This window comes from Syntrophomonas wolfei subsp. methylbutyratica (genome assembly GCF_001570625.1).
Classification (GTDB): domain Bacteria; phylum Bacillota; class Syntrophomonadia; order Syntrophomonadales; family Syntrophomonadaceae; genus Syntrophomonas; species Syntrophomonas methylbutyratica.
Genome location: NZ_BBQT01000002.1, coordinates 137,977 through 152,707, shown reverse-complemented (window position 1 = coordinate 152,707; position 14,731 = coordinate 137,977). Strand labels below are relative to the sequence as shown.

Annotated in this window: 15 protein-coding genes; 6 read left to right on the top strand and 9 right to left on the bottom strand. The window is 48.2% G+C overall.

The annotated features are described in order from the left end of the window. Nucleotides 1-178: 178 nt before the first annotated feature. Entirely contained in the window at nucleotides 179-1,057 is an 879-nt protein-coding gene (locus AWB54_RS02395; protein WP_061213044.1) for a hypothetical protein, read from the bottom strand. A 343-nt stretch (nucleotides 1,058-1,400) separates the two neighbouring features. Here AWB54_RS02395 and AWB54_RS02390 point away from each other — a divergent pair, with 343 nt between their 5' ends. After that, nucleotides 1,401-2,021 carry a protein-L-isoaspartate(D-aspartate) O-methyltransferase gene (locus AWB54_RS02390; RefSeq protein ID WP_082735971.1) on the top strand — a complete coding sequence of 207 codons (621 nt, stop codon included), beginning with the start codon at nucleotides 1,401-1,403 and terminating at the stop codon, nucleotides 2,019-2,021. A 66-nt stretch (nucleotides 2,022-2,087) separates the two neighbouring features. Here the strand turns inward: AWB54_RS02390 and AWB54_RS02385 are convergent, their stop codons facing one another. The 7 genes from AWB54_RS02385 to AWB54_RS02355 all read right to left on the bottom strand — a co-directional run bounded on the left by AWB54_RS02385 (nucleotide 2,088) and on the right by AWB54_RS02355 (nucleotide 8,729). Next, on the bottom strand, nucleotides 2,088-3,482 hold the full coding sequence (locus tag AWB54_RS02385) for a glycosyltransferase family 2 protein (protein ID WP_061213043.1): 1,395 nt from the start codon (nucleotides 3,480-3,482) through the stop codon (nucleotides 2,088-2,090). Beyond that, nucleotides 3,479-4,561, bottom strand: coding sequence for a HEAT repeat domain-containing protein (locus AWB54_RS02380; RefSeq protein ID WP_061213042.1), 1,083 nt, complete (start codon nucleotides 4,559-4,561; stop codon nucleotides 3,479-3,481). The genes AWB54_RS02385 and AWB54_RS02380 overlap by 4 nt, the downstream gene beginning before the upstream one ends. A 42-nt stretch (nucleotides 4,562-4,603) precedes the next feature. Then, nucleotides 4,604-5,440: a response regulator transcription factor gene (locus AWB54_RS02375; RefSeq protein WP_061213041.1), complete on the bottom strand. Its 837-nt coding sequence runs from the start codon at nucleotides 5,438-5,440 to the stop codon at nucleotides 4,604-4,606. Between the two features lie 52 nt (nucleotides 5,441-5,492). After that, nucleotides 5,493-5,888, bottom strand: coding sequence for a hypothetical protein (locus AWB54_RS02370; protein ID WP_061213040.1), 396 nt, complete (start codon nucleotides 5,886-5,888; stop codon nucleotides 5,493-5,495). Then, a complete protein-coding gene (locus AWB54_RS02365) occupies nucleotides 5,885-6,742 on the bottom strand; it encodes an MBL fold metallo-hydrolase (RefSeq protein ID WP_061213164.1) in 858 nt (285 codons plus the stop codon). Before AWB54_RS02365 ends, AWB54_RS02370 begins: the two co-directional genes overlap by 4 nt. A gap of 269 nt (nucleotides 6,743-7,011) precedes the next feature. Further along, on the bottom strand, nucleotides 7,012-8,049 hold the full coding sequence (locus AWB54_RS02360) for a glycosyltransferase (protein ID WP_061213039.1): 1,038 nt from the start codon (nucleotides 8,047-8,049) through the stop codon (nucleotides 7,012-7,014). Then, on the bottom strand, nucleotides 8,046-8,729 hold the full coding sequence (locus AWB54_RS02355; RefSeq protein WP_061213038.1) for a PIG-L deacetylase family protein: 684 nt from the start codon (nucleotides 8,727-8,729) through the stop codon (nucleotides 8,046-8,048). Before AWB54_RS02355 ends, AWB54_RS02360 begins: the two co-directional genes overlap by 4 nt. Nucleotides 8,730-9,323: 594 nt before the next feature. On the opposite strand from AWB54_RS02355, the gene AWB54_RS02350 reads away from it, so the two are divergent. Genes AWB54_RS02350 through AWB54_RS02330 form a run of 5 tightly spaced genes read left to right on the top strand, consistent with a single transcriptional unit; the run spans nucleotide 9,324 to nucleotide 13,890 of the window. Then, nucleotides 9,324-10,319 (top strand): HlyD family secretion protein, encoded by a 996-nt coding sequence (locus AWB54_RS02350; RefSeq protein ID WP_061213037.1) that lies wholly within the window; start codon nucleotides 9,324-9,326, stop codon nucleotides 10,317-10,319. Continuing rightward, nucleotides 10,316-11,233: an ABC transporter ATP-binding protein gene (locus AWB54_RS02345; protein ID WP_061213036.1), complete on the top strand. Its 918-nt coding sequence runs from the start codon at nucleotides 10,316-10,318 to the stop codon at nucleotides 11,231-11,233. The genes AWB54_RS02350 and AWB54_RS02345 overlap by 4 nt, the downstream gene beginning before the upstream one ends. Then, complete coding sequence (locus AWB54_RS02340) at nucleotides 11,233-12,177, top strand: ABC transporter ATP-binding protein (protein WP_061213035.1); 945 nt, start codon at nucleotides 11,233-11,235, stop codon at nucleotides 12,175-12,177. The genes AWB54_RS02345 and AWB54_RS02340 overlap by 1 nt, the downstream gene beginning before the upstream one ends. Beyond that, on the top strand, nucleotides 12,152-13,261 hold the full coding sequence (locus tag AWB54_RS02335; protein WP_061213034.1) for an ABC transporter permease: 1,110 nt from the start codon (nucleotides 12,152-12,154) through the stop codon (nucleotides 13,259-13,261). Before AWB54_RS02340 ends, AWB54_RS02335 begins: the two co-directional genes overlap by 26 nt. A gap of 56 nt (nucleotides 13,262-13,317) precedes the next feature. Next, a complete protein-coding gene (locus tag AWB54_RS02330; protein ID WP_061213033.1) occupies nucleotides 13,318-13,890 on the top strand; it encodes a TetR/AcrR family transcriptional regulator in 573 nt (190 codons plus the stop codon). A gap of 126 nt (nucleotides 13,891-14,016) precedes the next feature. Here AWB54_RS02330 and AWB54_RS02325 read toward each other — a convergent pair whose 3' ends face one another. Then, nucleotides 14,017-14,721, bottom strand: a complete 705-nt coding sequence (locus tag AWB54_RS02325; protein ID WP_061213032.1) for a carbonic anhydrase — start codon at nucleotides 14,719-14,721, stop codon at nucleotides 14,017-14,019. Nucleotides 14,722-14,731: the final 10 nt, after the last annotated feature.

The following is a 14,731-nucleotide window of genomic DNA, read 5'->3' as shown; positions in this document are numbered from 1 at the left end:
AGGGGCCACAACCACCGATGAAAAGTGAGTTAGTATGAGCTTGAACGGTAAGATGTAGCAGGAAAAAATTAACCCCTCACCCCTCACCCCTCACCCCTCACTTTTCTTACTAACCCTCCATGATCCAGGGGTCACAGCCACCGATGAAAGTTGAGTTAGTATGAGCCTTCAGGTAAACCTACGAAAAAGCTTTTAGATTTTGAGGGCTGCGCAAAGAGCGGCGCAGAAAACCGTAATCAATTAACCAGGCTCCATCCTTTTGCAAGACCTTGACCTCCACTTTTCTGGAATATTCCCGGCTTGAACCCTTTAAAGCCAGCCGTATGTCAACCTGGTATAGCTTTTCTTTTTTCTTTTCTATTTTATCAATTTGACTATACTTTATTTCCGCAGCAGCCAGGGAAAGCTCATCCTCTTTACCGTCACTCATCACTTTGCCCGCTATTTTGCTTTCCCCTTGATCCATTGCCACCACAAATACCCGGATAATATCCTCCGGTTCCAACAATTTTAGCTCTCTATCCAATACTCCGGCAGCTTTCCATATCATTATTTTATGACCCCAATCGGATTTGCGGCTGCCATGGGTTGTGCTGTCCCGAAAATGAACACAAAAATGCCCTGGGAAATTGTTGTTGGGTATGGCACCACTACCATGTGGCATCCCGTTCATTGAAGCTGCAATCATTTTGCCATTATCCAGTTGGAGTACAGCGGCTCTTCGCTTCCAACTCCACTCCCCGCCATATATCTTTTTCATTATTGAACTGTCGTCAGCTGTCAATGGTTGAACATCAGCATGATAGCTGCCTCCCCTTCTCTGTATGCGGAACTTCATTTGTGTATCCAGATCCACCAGCGTTGCTTTGGCGTATTTGGGAAATAGCTTGTTCACTTCCTCCCAGGATAGATATTCTCCCTGAAGCACTTTCTGTTCAACACGCTCAGGCTTTATTTTTTCTTTTATGGATTCAGATTTGAAAATGAAAGGCAGGAATAGGCAGGAAAATAGAATCATAAAAAATGCCAGCCGGTGCTTGGCCAGATTAACTACCAAGAGCCTCTACCTCCTTTTTGCAAAATATATGAAAAAAATATAGCTAATATGTAGTAAAGAAGCACGGACCTCAAATTATGATATCACAATTAACCATATTTTTTTATTAATGCTAGAATGGAGATAGGGATAAGCTATATTAGAAAAGAATCAGCGTTAATCATAAAAATCAGCGTCCCTCTGCGTCAAAAACCATATTCTTTTACTAACCCCCCATGGCCCGGGGGCCACAACCACCGATGAAAAGTGAGTTAGTAGGGGCTTGAATAGTAAGATGTAGCAGGAAATAACTTAAACCCCTTACACCTTACCCCTCACTACTTACGAAAGGAATGCTTGTTAAATGAAGCCCGAAGCAGATAGCTCCAACGAAATAATCCGGTTTTTCCGTCGTTTGGATCGCAGCCATTTCATTGACAACGATTACAAGAACATGGCTGATTGTGACCAGGCTTTGCCCATCGGATTTGGGCAAACTATTTCCCAACCCAGCCTGGTGCTGGAAATGACCCTGGCCCTGGAGCTAAATAAAAAATGCCGGGTACTGGAAATAGGCACTGGTTCCGGCTATCAAAGCGTTTTTCTGGCTGAATTCGCCGCTGAGGTCTTCAGTATAGAGCTAGTACCGGAGCTATCGGAAAAAGCACAAAGCAGGCTTAAAGAACTGGGATACAACAATATTAATTTCAAGATAGGTGATGGTAGTCAAGGTTGGCCGGAATTGGCCCCTTATGACCGCATCATCGCGGCTGCAGGCGCTGCCTCCATACCCCCACCCCTGTTGGAGCAGTTAAAAGTTGGAGGCATAATGCTTTTACCGCTAGGCCCCCCAGGCATGCAGGAGTTAATACTGGTCAAAAAGGGAGAGGACGGCAAGCTAAGCCAGGAATCCCGGGGAGAAGTGCGCTTTGTTGAATTCAAAGGAGATTACGGTTGGGGAATGCGGGGTAAAGCGAGCGATTAGCCGGTTATCCCATACCGGCTTTTGAGTGCAGGGTCGCTATTAAGGTTTGCTGAGCAATCATGCAAATTACTTCTGCCAATCCGCCTTGCGTACCATCTCTCCCCATTGTAATTTGCCGCCTTTAATCCATTTCACCAGACCTTCCAAGCGCCACAGGCTGATTAATTGGCGATAACCGAAGTTTTCCAATATTCCGGCCAGGAACAAGGCCAGAATGTGGCGGGGCTCTGAATATATACGATAAGAGATAATTTCCAATAAAAGGGCCATAACCGAAATCAATACACCAAAACCCAGTGCCAGGGTAAAGAAGATTACAAAGACCAGCGGTGAAACCAGCCCGGTCAAGAAACCAAAAAGGACAAAGAGATAGCCTACCACTTCCACTACCGGCCCGAACCACTCAAAAATAATCATAAAGGGAAAAGCCAGCCATCCCACCGTTCCACTACGCGGATGAAACAATAGTTGAATATTCTTGCTTAAAGCTTCCGCCAGGCCTTTCTGCCAGCGGCTACGCTGCCTGCGCAGGCTGGATAGATCCTCTGGAGCCTCGGTCCAACAAATCGGGTCGGGAACGAAGGTGATGCGGTAGGGCTGCCCCTTTAACCTCAACATTCGGTGGAGCCGTACCACCAGTTCCATGTCCTCTCCAACCGTATCAGTACTGTAACCCCCGGCTTCTATTACCTGTTCTCTGCGAAAAAGCCCGAAAGCACCAGATATTATCAGTATAGCGTTTAGCGGGGACCAGCCCAAACGTCCAAATAGAAAAGCCCTTAAGTATTCGATAATCTGAAAACGGACCAGCATCTTGCCTGGCAGGCCTGCTTTCGTTAGGAACCCCCCCTGTACCGTACTGCCATTTACTATACGAATAGTCCCCCCTACAGCCACAGTCAAAGGATTCTCCAGAAAGGGTTGTACCACCCGTTTCAAGCTGTCACGCTGCAGGATGGAGTCAGCATCCACCGAACAAAACAAGGGATAGCGACAGGTATTAATAGCGGAGTTCAAGGCATCGGACTTCCCTCCGTTTTCTTTATCGATTACCCGCAGATTGGGATAATAGCTTGATCTATAGAAGCCGCGTATGGTTTTCACCGGCAAGCGCTGTTGGTAGGCCTCGGGAACTTTAACCAGGCCAAAGCTTTCTTGCAGAATCGATAAGGTACGGTCACGAGAACCATCATTAATTACGATAACCTCGAACTCTGAATAGGATAGCTGCAAGAGGGAGCGAACGGTTGATTCCACTGTGGATTCCTCGTTGTAGGCAGGTACTAAAATACTTATGGGCAATTCATAATCGGAAAATGACTCCAGAAAATCGCTCAAACGATGGGAACGCATATAACGCGTGATGGTGACAATGGAAATGAGATTTAAGAGCAGGTAACTCAAACTCAAACCCAGCATATAAAGAAGAAATATCCATTGTAAGATTATAAGAACTTTCATCTATTCTTCTCCCTAATTTGCTTTTCCGCCATTACCTGGGTTAATGCATCTCGGGCATAACGATCTTCCTGTTGGTTTTTAATCTCTTCCAACTGTTCCCAACTGATAAATTGGAGTTCCGCCAAGGCCTGGGCTGAGCGATAACGTACCCACCAGTTGGGGTCAGATAGTAAAGCTATTATTTCCGGTAGATCCTCCCGACGGGCCAGCCGGGCCATGGTATTTACCGCCTGAACCCGCACCGCCCATTCAGGATGATGAAGAAAGTTCTTTATTACAGCTATATCACTATCTTCAGCCAGGTTCCTCATGGCTACCAGACAAGCGGTCAAAACTTCTGCTTCGCTGTGCTCAGACAACAGTAGCCGCAGAGCCTCAAGCGCCTCATTTTGATAGGCAAAAGGCAGGTATCGCAAAAAACGGGCCAGTTCTTCGGGAGAAGCTCTCAATAACGCGGATATCATGGGGGCAGTAATAACCTCAGCTCCCATATCACTGAGAATCGCGGCTACTCTACTTTGCGGCCACTCGTGACGCCGGATGAAGAGAGGAATCAGGATGGGGCTGGCAGCTTTCGGATCTATACGGGCCAGGGCTCGTGCCGCAACCTGACCGGATAGTCCAACTTCTGTTAATGCCATTTTCTCTAAAGCTGGCCAGGACTCTCTGGCACCTATATTGCCCAGGGTAAGGGCCGCAATGGTTCGCTCCGATTCATCTTTGCTGCTTAACATGCGTTCCGCCAGAATTTCAATGCCCAGCTTCTGCCCCAGTATAATCAGATTTTCTTTAGATTCACCACGCAGGGATTCTTGAAAACGATTCCATAAAATTAGAACATCGGGGTAATCCTTCTTGGCCAAAGCAGGCAGCTGTAGGGCAAAACAATCAATACTGGCCGCTGCCAGTACCGGTTCCCAAATACACAGCAACTGCTTCTTATGATCTTCCTGGGTCGCCTGGTGCAGCCGCACCCTCAACATTAGCAGTAGTAAAAGCAGGGAGGTAGTAATAATTCCTATGGCAAGCAGTACAACCAGGTTAATAATTGGCTCTGGATTGGCAATGAGCTTGTTCATAGCATTTTCCCCTTCACTTACTACAGTTGCTCCCGTTGTAGTTCAATCATCCTTAATCTCATACCCGGTCAACCGGCGTACCCGCGCGGATAGTTCCCTGGTATTAAAGGGTTTTAGCATATAATCATTGGCTCCGGCCTCCAGGAGAGCTACAATTTCTTTTTCACTGGAGCTGGAGGTAAGCATAATAATCGGAGTAGATTTCCAGCTGGATTTAGCCCGGATTTGTCGAACTAATTGGCGGCCATCTATAAATGGCAACATTATATCCAATATGCAAATATCCGGAGGCTCCATTTCAGCTATGAGCTGGCTGGCGTTACGCCCATCGCCCGACTCAGTAACCTCAAAACCTTCCCTTTCCAGGATAATCTTCAGCAAGGAGCGGATGATGCTATCATCATCAGTAATAAAGGCTCGACGTGAATGGGGCGGGGGGGAAGTTTCATCTGGCTTGCCAATAACCTTGCTTTCTTCTCTTCCGGCAGAATATTCATCCTCTGCTCGTATAAAATCTTCTGTGATTTCCCGAAGTAGCGCTTCATAGTCAATTGCTTCATTTTTCCCTTCTGATGGGGAGCAAAGACCACTGGCCATCTCCCAAAAACAACGGATATCTTTTAAGCAATGCTCCCGGCTGCGGCGAAGATAGATTTCTATCAACGGCAAGAGTTCCAGCAGCATATCCTTGTGCTCAACAGCAGCCTGCAGTTGACCTTGCAAATACTCATGTTCTACCCGGAGATTTTGCTCTTCTTCCTGCAATTTCTCCAGGACCTCTTCCTGCTCCTCTATAATCTTTTTCGTTTCTTCTTGCCTTTCGGCCAATAGTTGCTCTCTGGCTTCCGGCTCTGAGCTCCAGCGGCGTTTGAAAACCAAAATTTCATCTCCTATCCCGTGAATATATCATGGAACGGTTCTTCTGAAAGTTCTACTTCTTCTCCCCTGGAGCAGGCGTTTCGGGGCAAACTACTCCTACTTGCTGGTAGATTTGATCCAACAAGCGGAGTGAATCCCGCAACTGTTCCTGACTTTCTCCAGCTCGCTCACTTTTTGCTCTTGCTATTTCCCTCCCCTTTTTACGGGCTTCCTCCCATATCATTACCTGCTCAAGTACCTGCTGGCTAATTTTGCCGTCCAGGCTTTGCACCAGAATTAATTCCCGTATCATAGCAAAAATCTCGCTCTGCAAGTTTCGGTTCTTTTTCTGTTGTTCAGCAACGCGCTGATTCAGGTTCTCCAATTTCTCCGTTTCCTGCCGGCCCAACTCCAAGAGCAGAGCTTCCGTTTCCTTCGAACTTTCCACATTTAGGCCTTTTGTGCTCAATTGGCTTTCCCCCTTCCGTCCTGCTTCGCCAGTAAATCTGCCCATTGAAAAAGGGGAGCGTTAACGGCAAATGCCCTGGTCATGGTACAGCTAATCCCGTGGTGGGGAAAAGTGGGATATATACCGATTTCTCGACCTACTTCACAACCCGAATCTTGCATAATTTTGCTTACGGTTTGCTGAGCCAGCATAGGATGGTTATTTTGCTGGCTGATATGGGCCAGCAAAACCTGCATGGGATTATGGCGGGGCACGCTACTTAGCAGGCGGGCAGTATCAAAATTCGAGAGGTGGCCTTCCCTGCCCTCTATACGCTTTTTAAGATAGGGGGGATAAGGCCCGTTTTTAAGCATTTGGGGATCATGGTTGGATTCCAGAACGGCAATATCTGTAAAAGACAGGGCCTGTTCCACTTCCCGGCTTACCATTCCCAGGTCAGTTGCAATTACCGCTTTTCGTTTCCCATAATAAAAACAAAATCCTACCGGATCAATGGCATCGTGGGAAATAGCGAAGGGTTCTATCAATACCCTTCCCAGGGAAAAAGTCCCTTCCATCTCTTTAATACATTCCCCGGGAAATTTTTTACGGCAGTCAATCCTGCTCCAGGTAGCCGGTCGAGTAAAAACAGGAAGTTGGTACTTGCGGATAAATACATCCAGTCCTTTAATATGGTCGGTATGTTCATGGGTAAGCAATACTGCGTCCAATTCCCCCGCTCTCGTGCCTATTGCCTGGAGTCCGTGCTCAATCCGGCGGCAACTGATGCCGGCGTCTACCAGAATTTTGCTTTCTCCAAACTGGAATAGAACGGCATTTCCTGTACTCCCACTGGCCAGGACATGTACTTTCATAGTAAAACTCTCCTCGTATGTATATCTGTATATTATGGGGATGGTTCTTCTGGTATATATTATAATATATCTGCGTGAATCAGCATCTATAATAACCTCCTGTAATGCTCCTATTTTCATCGGTGGTTGTGGCCCCCGGCCTGCACCCTGCGGGTACTACTGATGCTCCCTACGGTCACTATTAAGCTTGCGGCCATGGGGGGGGTTAGTACAAAACAGTTTTTGGCACTGAAGGATAAAGTTGTCAATAACCCCGTCCCCGTGTCAACTTAAGGCTTAAGGACTTGACGATATAATTTTTCATAGCTCTGTATTTCCCTGGCCAGCGAGAATTTTTCTTTTACCAGTTTTCCGGCCTCCCGACCCATTCTTTGGCGACTTTCCGCCGAGAACAGCATCTTCCGGGCTGCCGATGCCAGTTCCTCCTGGTTCCTTACATAATATCCTTGCCGTCCTTCCTCAATAATGTCCAGATTCCCCGGTACGGCAGTCAATATGGCCGGCTTGTTCCGGCTCATGCCCTCCAGCAATCCCTGGGGTTGTCCTTCCGCCCGGGAGGTGTTGAGTATTACATCGGCCAGCGACAAATAGCTTCCCATCTCACTATGTGAGACTTCTCCCAGATAAAATACCCAATTTAGCTCTTTTACCCGCTGCTTGATCTTTTGGCCATAGTCCTGATCAATCACTGGCCCAATAATCAGCAAACGGAGCTCAGGAAAATCCTTATATACCCTTTGCAGCCCATCAATAGCCAGTTCGATATCTTTTACCGGACGGAGACCACTGGGAAGGGCAAAAACGATATTATTTGCTGCCAGTCCGATCATTTCCCGCTTTAAGGGAGGCCTTTCTTCCAGCCATATTCCCTGGGGTATGGTGGAAAGCTTCGAACAGAACTCCGGGTAAGCATCCCCAATTAATTTTTGGAAATGATCATGAAAAACTATAATTTTCTCTACTGCGGTAAAAGCAGTCAAAACCAGTTCTCTTCCCGAGTTCTTGAGGTCATAATGCAAATCGCTGCCGGTTGTGGTTAGAATAAGCGGCAAGTTTTGAAGCTCAGGAAACTCCGCCAGCACCCCGCCAAAATAGCGGGCATTAAAACCGTGCACCAGCGAATACTTGCCGTTAATTAGATATTGGCGTAAGCTATCCCGCCATCCCTTTTCCTCCAAAGACAAAAGATCCACGATGAACCCCCGCTGTCTCAAAGCTGTTTGGAGGCGCAGGGTGGTAACGGTATTACCCCGCTGCATGTGGTGGAAAGGTGTTAGCATCAGAGCTAGCGGAGATTTCCTGTTCATAACACGCCCCTTTTAATGGAGATACTGGATTTGAGCAATTCAAAGCACTCGCAATAATCCCCTTCTCCCGTCATTATTCCCCGGTAGCGGTTCAAGCCCGTAATAGCCTCATCATAGCGGATTTCCTCTAATTGAGAACGGTGCAGTCTCAGCGCATCGAGTTTTACTTCCATAAATTCACTTATATCTTCAACATAATCCAGATCTTGCAGAGGCGTCCAGACCTCATAACCGAAAATGTTTCCCACCGACCAAGGCTGGCCTTCACATTCTTGAAACCAGGGCCCGGCTGCCCTATGACAGGCTTCCACCACCAGTTCGTGGGTAACCCGGTGATCCCTGACCTGATCTTTACTATGTGGTATGTATACCGCTATGGGCCTCTTTTCCCGGATCAGGGTAATAATTTTTACCAGATTATCGCGTTTAAACTCCAAATACCCATCGGGATTGCGGAAAAAAAAGAGCTCGCTGACCCCAAGCAAGGCCGCGGCTTTCCGCGCTTCTTCCTCTCGGATTTGCACCATTCTCCTCTTTATATGCTTCAAGCTTCCCGCATCCCCGGAAGTAAGATAAACTATGGAAACCTTATTCCCCTGCTGCAGGTGCCGGGCAATACTGCCGCCACAGCCAATTATATCGTCATCCGGATGGGGAGCAAACACAATAATATTTTCCATAGCAACTCCTCCAAACCTCCTTTCGTAAATTTTACGATAACAAAAGATAATAATACTATATGCATAAAAAGCCCCGTATCCCCATAAAACCAAGGATTAAGAGGCTTCTTAATTCTGTATTGCAGTTCCTTTTCATATTGGGATTTAGTATTATCCACACTAAATTACTCGCGACTATCCACCTTTATCACACTATAAGTTTGCTAGCAGTGATTCTTCAATTCGATTATACCATTCGAATAACTTTTCTAGCAATTGTTCTGGCTTATTCACCCTGGCCATCGCTTTCGTCCTTCACCTCACCCCTCACTTATAACGAGGTGAAATATATCCCCCGCATCCATAATAGTGAGCGAAGCGAACATCAGTGGTGCCCGCAGGGTGCTAAGCGGTCGCCTATTAACAAAACAGGTGGCGGGTTCCAATCCCCCACCTCGTTGCAGCGGTGTGTTGAAACTGCTCCGCAGTTTCTTCCGATGCTTTTAAAAAAACTGCTTGCTATTTGCCGCCAGCCGTTTATAATGATACCAGGTAAACTATTTGAGTTTTATTGGTTTACCTGCCCAAGCATTTCGCCCTACCGGAGGTGTGTTAATGAAACGCAAAAATATTATAGTCTTGCTCCTGCTCCTATCTATTCTGGGTCTCTGCTTTTTTCTCTTATACCAGAATTACTGGGGCGAAAACAAACCCGGGCTTCAGGCTACGGGAACCATTGAGGCCACCAGCATCGAAGTGAAAGCCCGGGTCAGCGGCACTATAAAGAGCTTTAAAGCCCAGGCGGGGGACCCGGTCAAGGCTGGACAATTGGTAGCAGAACTGAGTCGCCATGATCTGCTGGCGCAGAAAGAAAGGGATGCCCTGGGGGTATTGGCGGCACAGGCACGGCTGGATGACCTGGTATCCGGAGCCCGCTCCCAGGAAATAAAGGAAGCCCTGGCCCGGGTAAATATGGCCAGAAGTACCTATGAACAGGCGGAGCGAGAATTAGAGCGTATGCAAGAGCTTTTTGCCGAGGGAGCTATTGCCGAGGAAAAACTGGAGCAGAGCCGTTTGAACAGCGAGCTTAAGAAAAACGAGCTGACTGCGGCTGAAGCCAGGTTAAGCCTTGTGCAATCGGGCAACCGCCCGGGGGCCATATCAGCCGCCGCTGCGGAACTGGAGCGCAGCAAAGCGGTATTGAAGAGCAGCGAAGCCTTGCTGGAGGACCTCAAATTGCTGTCTCCTTTGGAGGGAACCTTGATCAGCAAGAATTTTGAAGAGGGTGAGTTTGTCACCATGGGAGCTACCCTGGCCACTCTGGCTGATTTGCGTCACCTATGGATAAAAGTTTATATTCCCACCGATGAACTGCCCCGGGTTAAACTGGGGCAAAAGGTAAGTATCAGCGTAAGTGGTTGCGAGCAGGTTTTTTCCGGAGTGGTTAAGGAAATATCCTCCCGGGGGGAATTCACCCCCAAAAGCATTCAGACCAAAAAGGAGCGCGCCAATGTAGTCTTCCCGGTGAAAATTAATATAACGAGCAACCCAAACGGCATTCTCAAAGCCGGTATGCCGGCTGATGTGATTTGGCAGGAGATGAAGCCATGATTCTATGCACTCAGCTAACTAAAAGCTTCGGCCCTATCCCGGCGGTCAGGGAGGTAAACCTGCAGGTGGAGAAACAGTCTATCACCGGATTGCTGGGACCGGATGGGGCCGGCAAGACCACTCTCTTGCGTATGATCTGCGGCCTGATCACTCCTGATTCGGGCGCAGTCCAGCTTATGGGTCTTCCCCCGGAGAAAATTGAACGCCAGGACCTGGGCTACATGCCGCAGAGGTTCAGCCTTTACGGGGACTTGAACGTAATGGAGAACATAGATTTTTTCGCTTCTCTCTATGGGCTGCATAAGAGCTTGATCAGAGAACGGGCAGAAGAGATTTTGGAGCGCACCGGCCTGGCTGGTTTTGAACAGCGCCTGGGAGAACAGCTTTCCGGGGGCATGAAGCAAAAACTGGCCTTGAGCTGTGCCTTGATTACCCGGCCGCAAATCCTGGTTCTGGATGAACCGACTTACGGGGTAGACCCCCAATCCCGGCAGGAATTCTGGCAGATACTCTATGATCTGAATCGTGAAGGGATGACGATACTGCTCTCCACTCCTTATATGGATGAAGCTGAACTCTGCCATCAAGTAGCTTTTATCAATGAAGGCCGCCTGGAAGTAGTGGCGCCACCGGCAGAAATTAAGCTGAGTTTCCCTTTTCGCATTTTAGAACTAAGAGTCCCCCTCAGGGATCCTCATTTTTTTGATTCTCTTCCCGGAATACTGGATGCCTCTTTCTATGGTTATAAGTACCGCCTGGTAGTTGAAGAAGTGGAGCATTCCCGCCACCGGCTGGAAGAATTGCTGGCTTCCCAGGGTCTGGAGCCGGGGTCCATTATGGAGGTTGCCCCTTCCATGGAAGAGCTTTTTGTTTTCCTGGCTGAAGCTAAAGGCTTAGCGGGAGGTGAAGTCTGATGCCGGATCTGCCGGTTGAAACCCGGGATTTGAGCCGGAAATTCGGAGATTTTACCGCAGTTGACCGGATAAACCTGCAAATCCGCAGTGGTGAAGTTTGCGGCTTTCTGGGCCCCAACGGCGCCGGGAAATCCACCAGCATACGCTTGCTCTGCGGAATCCTGGAACCCAGTTCCGGAAGTGGCCGGGTTTTAGGTTATGACTTGAAAACAGAAAGTGAAAAAATAAAAACCCGCATCGGCTATATGTCCCAAAAGTTTAGCCTCTATGATGATTTGACGGCATGGGAGAATCTCGACTTTTTCGCCGGACTTTACCGCATTCCCTACCGGGAGCGCCGCCAAAAAGTGAATGAGATGATAGCCCTGGCCGGTTTACAAGAGCGGGAAAAACAGCTGGTGGCCACCTTGAGCCCCGGATTCCGACAGCGCCTGGCCCTGGGTTCCGCTATCATATCGGATCCCGACCTGCTCTTTCTGGATGAGCCTACCAGCGGGGTCAGTCCGTCCAGCCGCCGGGCCTTTTTTAACCTTATCCAGGAGCTGGCCGCCAACGGAACTACGGTAATTGTCAGCACCCATTTTATGGATGAGGCCGAGCGTTGTGACCGGATAGCCTTTTTTAACCAGGGCCGCTTGCTGGCTTTGGATAGCCCTGATCGATTAAAGAGCAGTGTTATAGCGGGCGTATTGCTGGAAATTGAGCTTCCCGACCCTCTGCAGCAAATCGCCTTTATCCAGAGCCTTCCTTATGTGAAGGAATGCTCGGTTTACGGCTTGCGCTTGCATGTGCTGGTAGAGAGCCTCGAGGCAGCAGCTCTCCTGGAGGAAGCCACCGGTACCCGGCCCCTGCCTATAAGCCCTTCTTTGGATGATGTTTTTGTCGCCCTGGCCCGAAAAAAAGAGCGGGAGGAAAATGATGAGCCGGATTTTTGCCGTAATTAAAAAAGAATTTATCCAGATGAAAAGAGACCGGATGACCCTAGCCCTGATATTCATGATTCCTTTGATCCAGTTGCTCCTTTTTGGCTATGCTATCCAAACCGATGTCAAGCACATATCGACAGTGGTCTTTGACCAGTCTCTTTCCCCGGAAAGCCGGGAGCTTTTAAACGCTTTTTCCGCCTCCGGCTACTTTGACATCAACGAAGTCGCCCTGAGTTATGACGCTGTTACTCAAAGCATCGACAGCGGCCAGGCCCGGGCCGGAATAATTTTTCCTCCCGACTTTGCCCGGCAGCTCCAGCGGGGAGAAAGTGCCCCGGTACAGGTGATAGTGGATGCCAGCGATAATATGGTGGCCAACCAGGCTATAGCCATAGCCAATTCCATCGGCTTAATCAAGTCGCAGCAGCTGCTGTTCCAGAAAATGAACCTGGATGCCCCCCCTTATGATATTCGCGTACGCCCCTGGTATAACCCGGACGGGATTACCGCTTATTATATGGTACCGGCCATACTGGGTATAATCGTAACCATGACCATGGTTATTATCACAGCTGTAGCCATAGTCCGCGAGCGGGAAAGAGGTACTCTGGAACAGCTGATAGTAACTCCCCTGCGCCCCTATGAGCTAATGCTGGGCAAGATAATCCCCTATATTGCCCTGGGTTATATTCAGATTACGGTGGCTTTGCTGGTAGGGGCGCTCTTCTTCCAGGTTCCTATCCGTGGCAGCCTTTTAGAGCTTTATCTTCTCACCCTGTTTTTTATCACTGCTTCCCTGGGCCTGGGCCTCATGATTTCCAATATGGCTAAAAATCAGATGCAGGCCTTTCAGATGTCTTTCTTTGTTATGCTGCCCAGCATACTCTTATCCGGCTTTATGTTCCCCCGTGAGGCCATGCCCCGGATAATCTACTATATCAGCGACATAATCCCTTTGACCTATTACCTGGACATAATCAGAGGGATAGTCCTCAAAGGTATCGGTTTTCAGTACCTGGTGGGTCAAGTTGCCGCATTGCTGGTGTTCAGCCTGTTGTTTCTGGGGATAAGCACCCTGAAGTTTAAAAAGAAGATAGCTTGAGCAATCGGATACAAGAGTAATCGAAATTTATGCCTGGCAGGAAGGAGCGAGACTATATGGATATGGAGGAAAGGATATGTAATGCCTGTCTTGGGCTGGCCCGGATGCGGGGTTTGCATGGATTTACCGTAGATGAACTGGCGAGCCAGGCGGGAATAAGCAAAAGGACTATCTACCGTTACTTTCGCAGCAAGGATGAAATAATTGAGGCCGCTGTAAACCGCTTCCTGGTTGAAGTGGCGGCTGCCGCCGACCATATCCTGGCGGTGGAAAGCGACCCCATAAATATTATTAATTATATTTTAAACTATCTCTTTAAGCACGGTCATTTTATAATCAGTCCCCGCGGGCTAAATGACCTGCGGCAATATTATCCCCATCTCTGGCAAAAAATCGACCGCTTTCGCCTGGAACGAGTGCAGATGGTTATTAGCGCCATAAGCCAAAAGGAGGGTACCGAGTTCCTGCCGGATTGCGACCTGCGCATACTGGTTACCGCAATAAGTGCATCCATTCAAGCGGTTTTAAACCCGGACTTCCTGCTGGAAAACGGACTCAGCTTCGAAAAAGCCGCTAAAGATTTAAGCCGACTCTTTTTATCAAGCATATCACGGGGACGGTCCTTTTGATATATTTTACACCTCTGTCAAGAAAAGAGCAGGCGGTTTGAAGTGGCCGCACTGCTCCTCCTTAATTTGAAAAGTAAGGAGTAAGGACTCCTCATCCTTGGTTGTGGCCTCTGGTCACATGCGGAGTTAATACGAAGTCAGACGCCGGGCGCGGTCAGCCAGCAAACCCAAATGGGAATAGCTCTTTAATATGCTGCTATTGCGCTCACCGTTGATATTGCTGGTATAAAGCATTCCATAACCATTGCCATAGATATTATGCAGATCCATCATTACTCCCAGCAGCAAAAGTTCATTTTTTTCCACCAGATCGGCCACGGCATAATTAGCTAAAAGATAATCTATCTGCATATCCACATTAACTTCGGCCAGCTTGCTGAACTTCAGCCCCGGCTCATCGTCAAAACTGAGTCCGCTTTTACGCCGGGCCTCTTCCAGTGAATTCTTGACTATGGACAATTCATTCCGAATGCCCATAGGCTCATCAACGAAATTTGATTCCGCCGCCTTTATAGCTCCACAATCGCTATGCCCGGCCACAATCATCAACGGGGTATGCAGGTGCAAAAGACCATAAAGAACGGAACCTTCATTGGTTTTAACCTGGTTGCCGATGTTTTCCACGGAAAAAATGCGGTTAAAAATCTCCCCGAAAATATTTACCGGCATACGGGAATCCGCACAGTTTAAAAGGGTTATCAGCGGATGCTGCCCATAGTTGCCCTTTTTAAAATCCTCCAGGGGAAACCCCTTTTCAAAAGCCAGGATACCTTGCTCCAGGCTCTTAAACAAAGCTGCCTTGTCCACTTCAATTGTTGCATGATGACTCAAAACCTACACC

What these genes read in the sequence shown, in the direction of transcription:
- AWB54_RS02385 (WP_061213043.1), bottom strand. Translation starts at nt 3,482, where the DNA reads ATGAAAGTTCTTATAATCTTACAATGGATATTTCTTCTTTATATGCTG.
- AWB54_RS02350 (WP_061213037.1), top strand. Translation starts at nt 9,324, where the DNA reads ATGAAACGCAAAAATATTATAGTCTTGCTCCTGCTCCTATCTATTCTG.
- AWB54_RS02335 (WP_061213034.1), top strand. Translation starts at nt 12,152, where the DNA reads ATGAGCCGGATTTTTGCCGTAATTAAAAAAGAATTTATCCAGATGAAA.
- AWB54_RS02360 (WP_061213039.1), bottom strand. Translation starts at nt 8,049, where the DNA reads ATGAACAGGAAATCTCCGCTAGCTCTGATGCTAACACCTTTCCACCAC.
- AWB54_RS02365 (WP_061213164.1), bottom strand. Translation starts at nt 6,742, where the DNA reads ATGAAAGTACATGTCCTGGCCAGTGGGAGTACAGGAAATGCCGTTCTA.
- AWB54_RS02390 (WP_082735971.1), top strand. Translation starts at nt 1,401, where the DNA reads ATGAAGCCCGAAGCAGATAGCTCCAACGAAATAATCCGGTTTTTCCGT.
- AWB54_RS02345 (WP_061213036.1), top strand. Translation starts at nt 10,316, where the DNA reads ATGATTCTATGCACTCAGCTAACTAAAAGCTTCGGCCCTATCCCGGCG.
- AWB54_RS02340 (WP_061213035.1), top strand. Translation starts at nt 11,233, where the DNA reads ATGCCGGATCTGCCGGTTGAAACCCGGGATTTGAGCCGGAAATTCGGA.
- AWB54_RS02380 (WP_061213042.1), bottom strand. Translation starts at nt 4,561, where the DNA reads ATGAACAAGCTCATTGCCAATCCAGAGCCAATTATTAACCTGGTTGTA.
- AWB54_RS02330 (WP_061213033.1), top strand. Translation starts at nt 13,318, where the DNA reads ATGGATATGGAGGAAAGGATATGTAATGCCTGTCTTGGGCTGGCCCGG.
- AWB54_RS02355 (WP_061213038.1), bottom strand. Translation starts at nt 8,729, where the DNA reads ATGGAAAATATTATTGTGTTTGCTCCCCATCCGGATGACGATATAATT.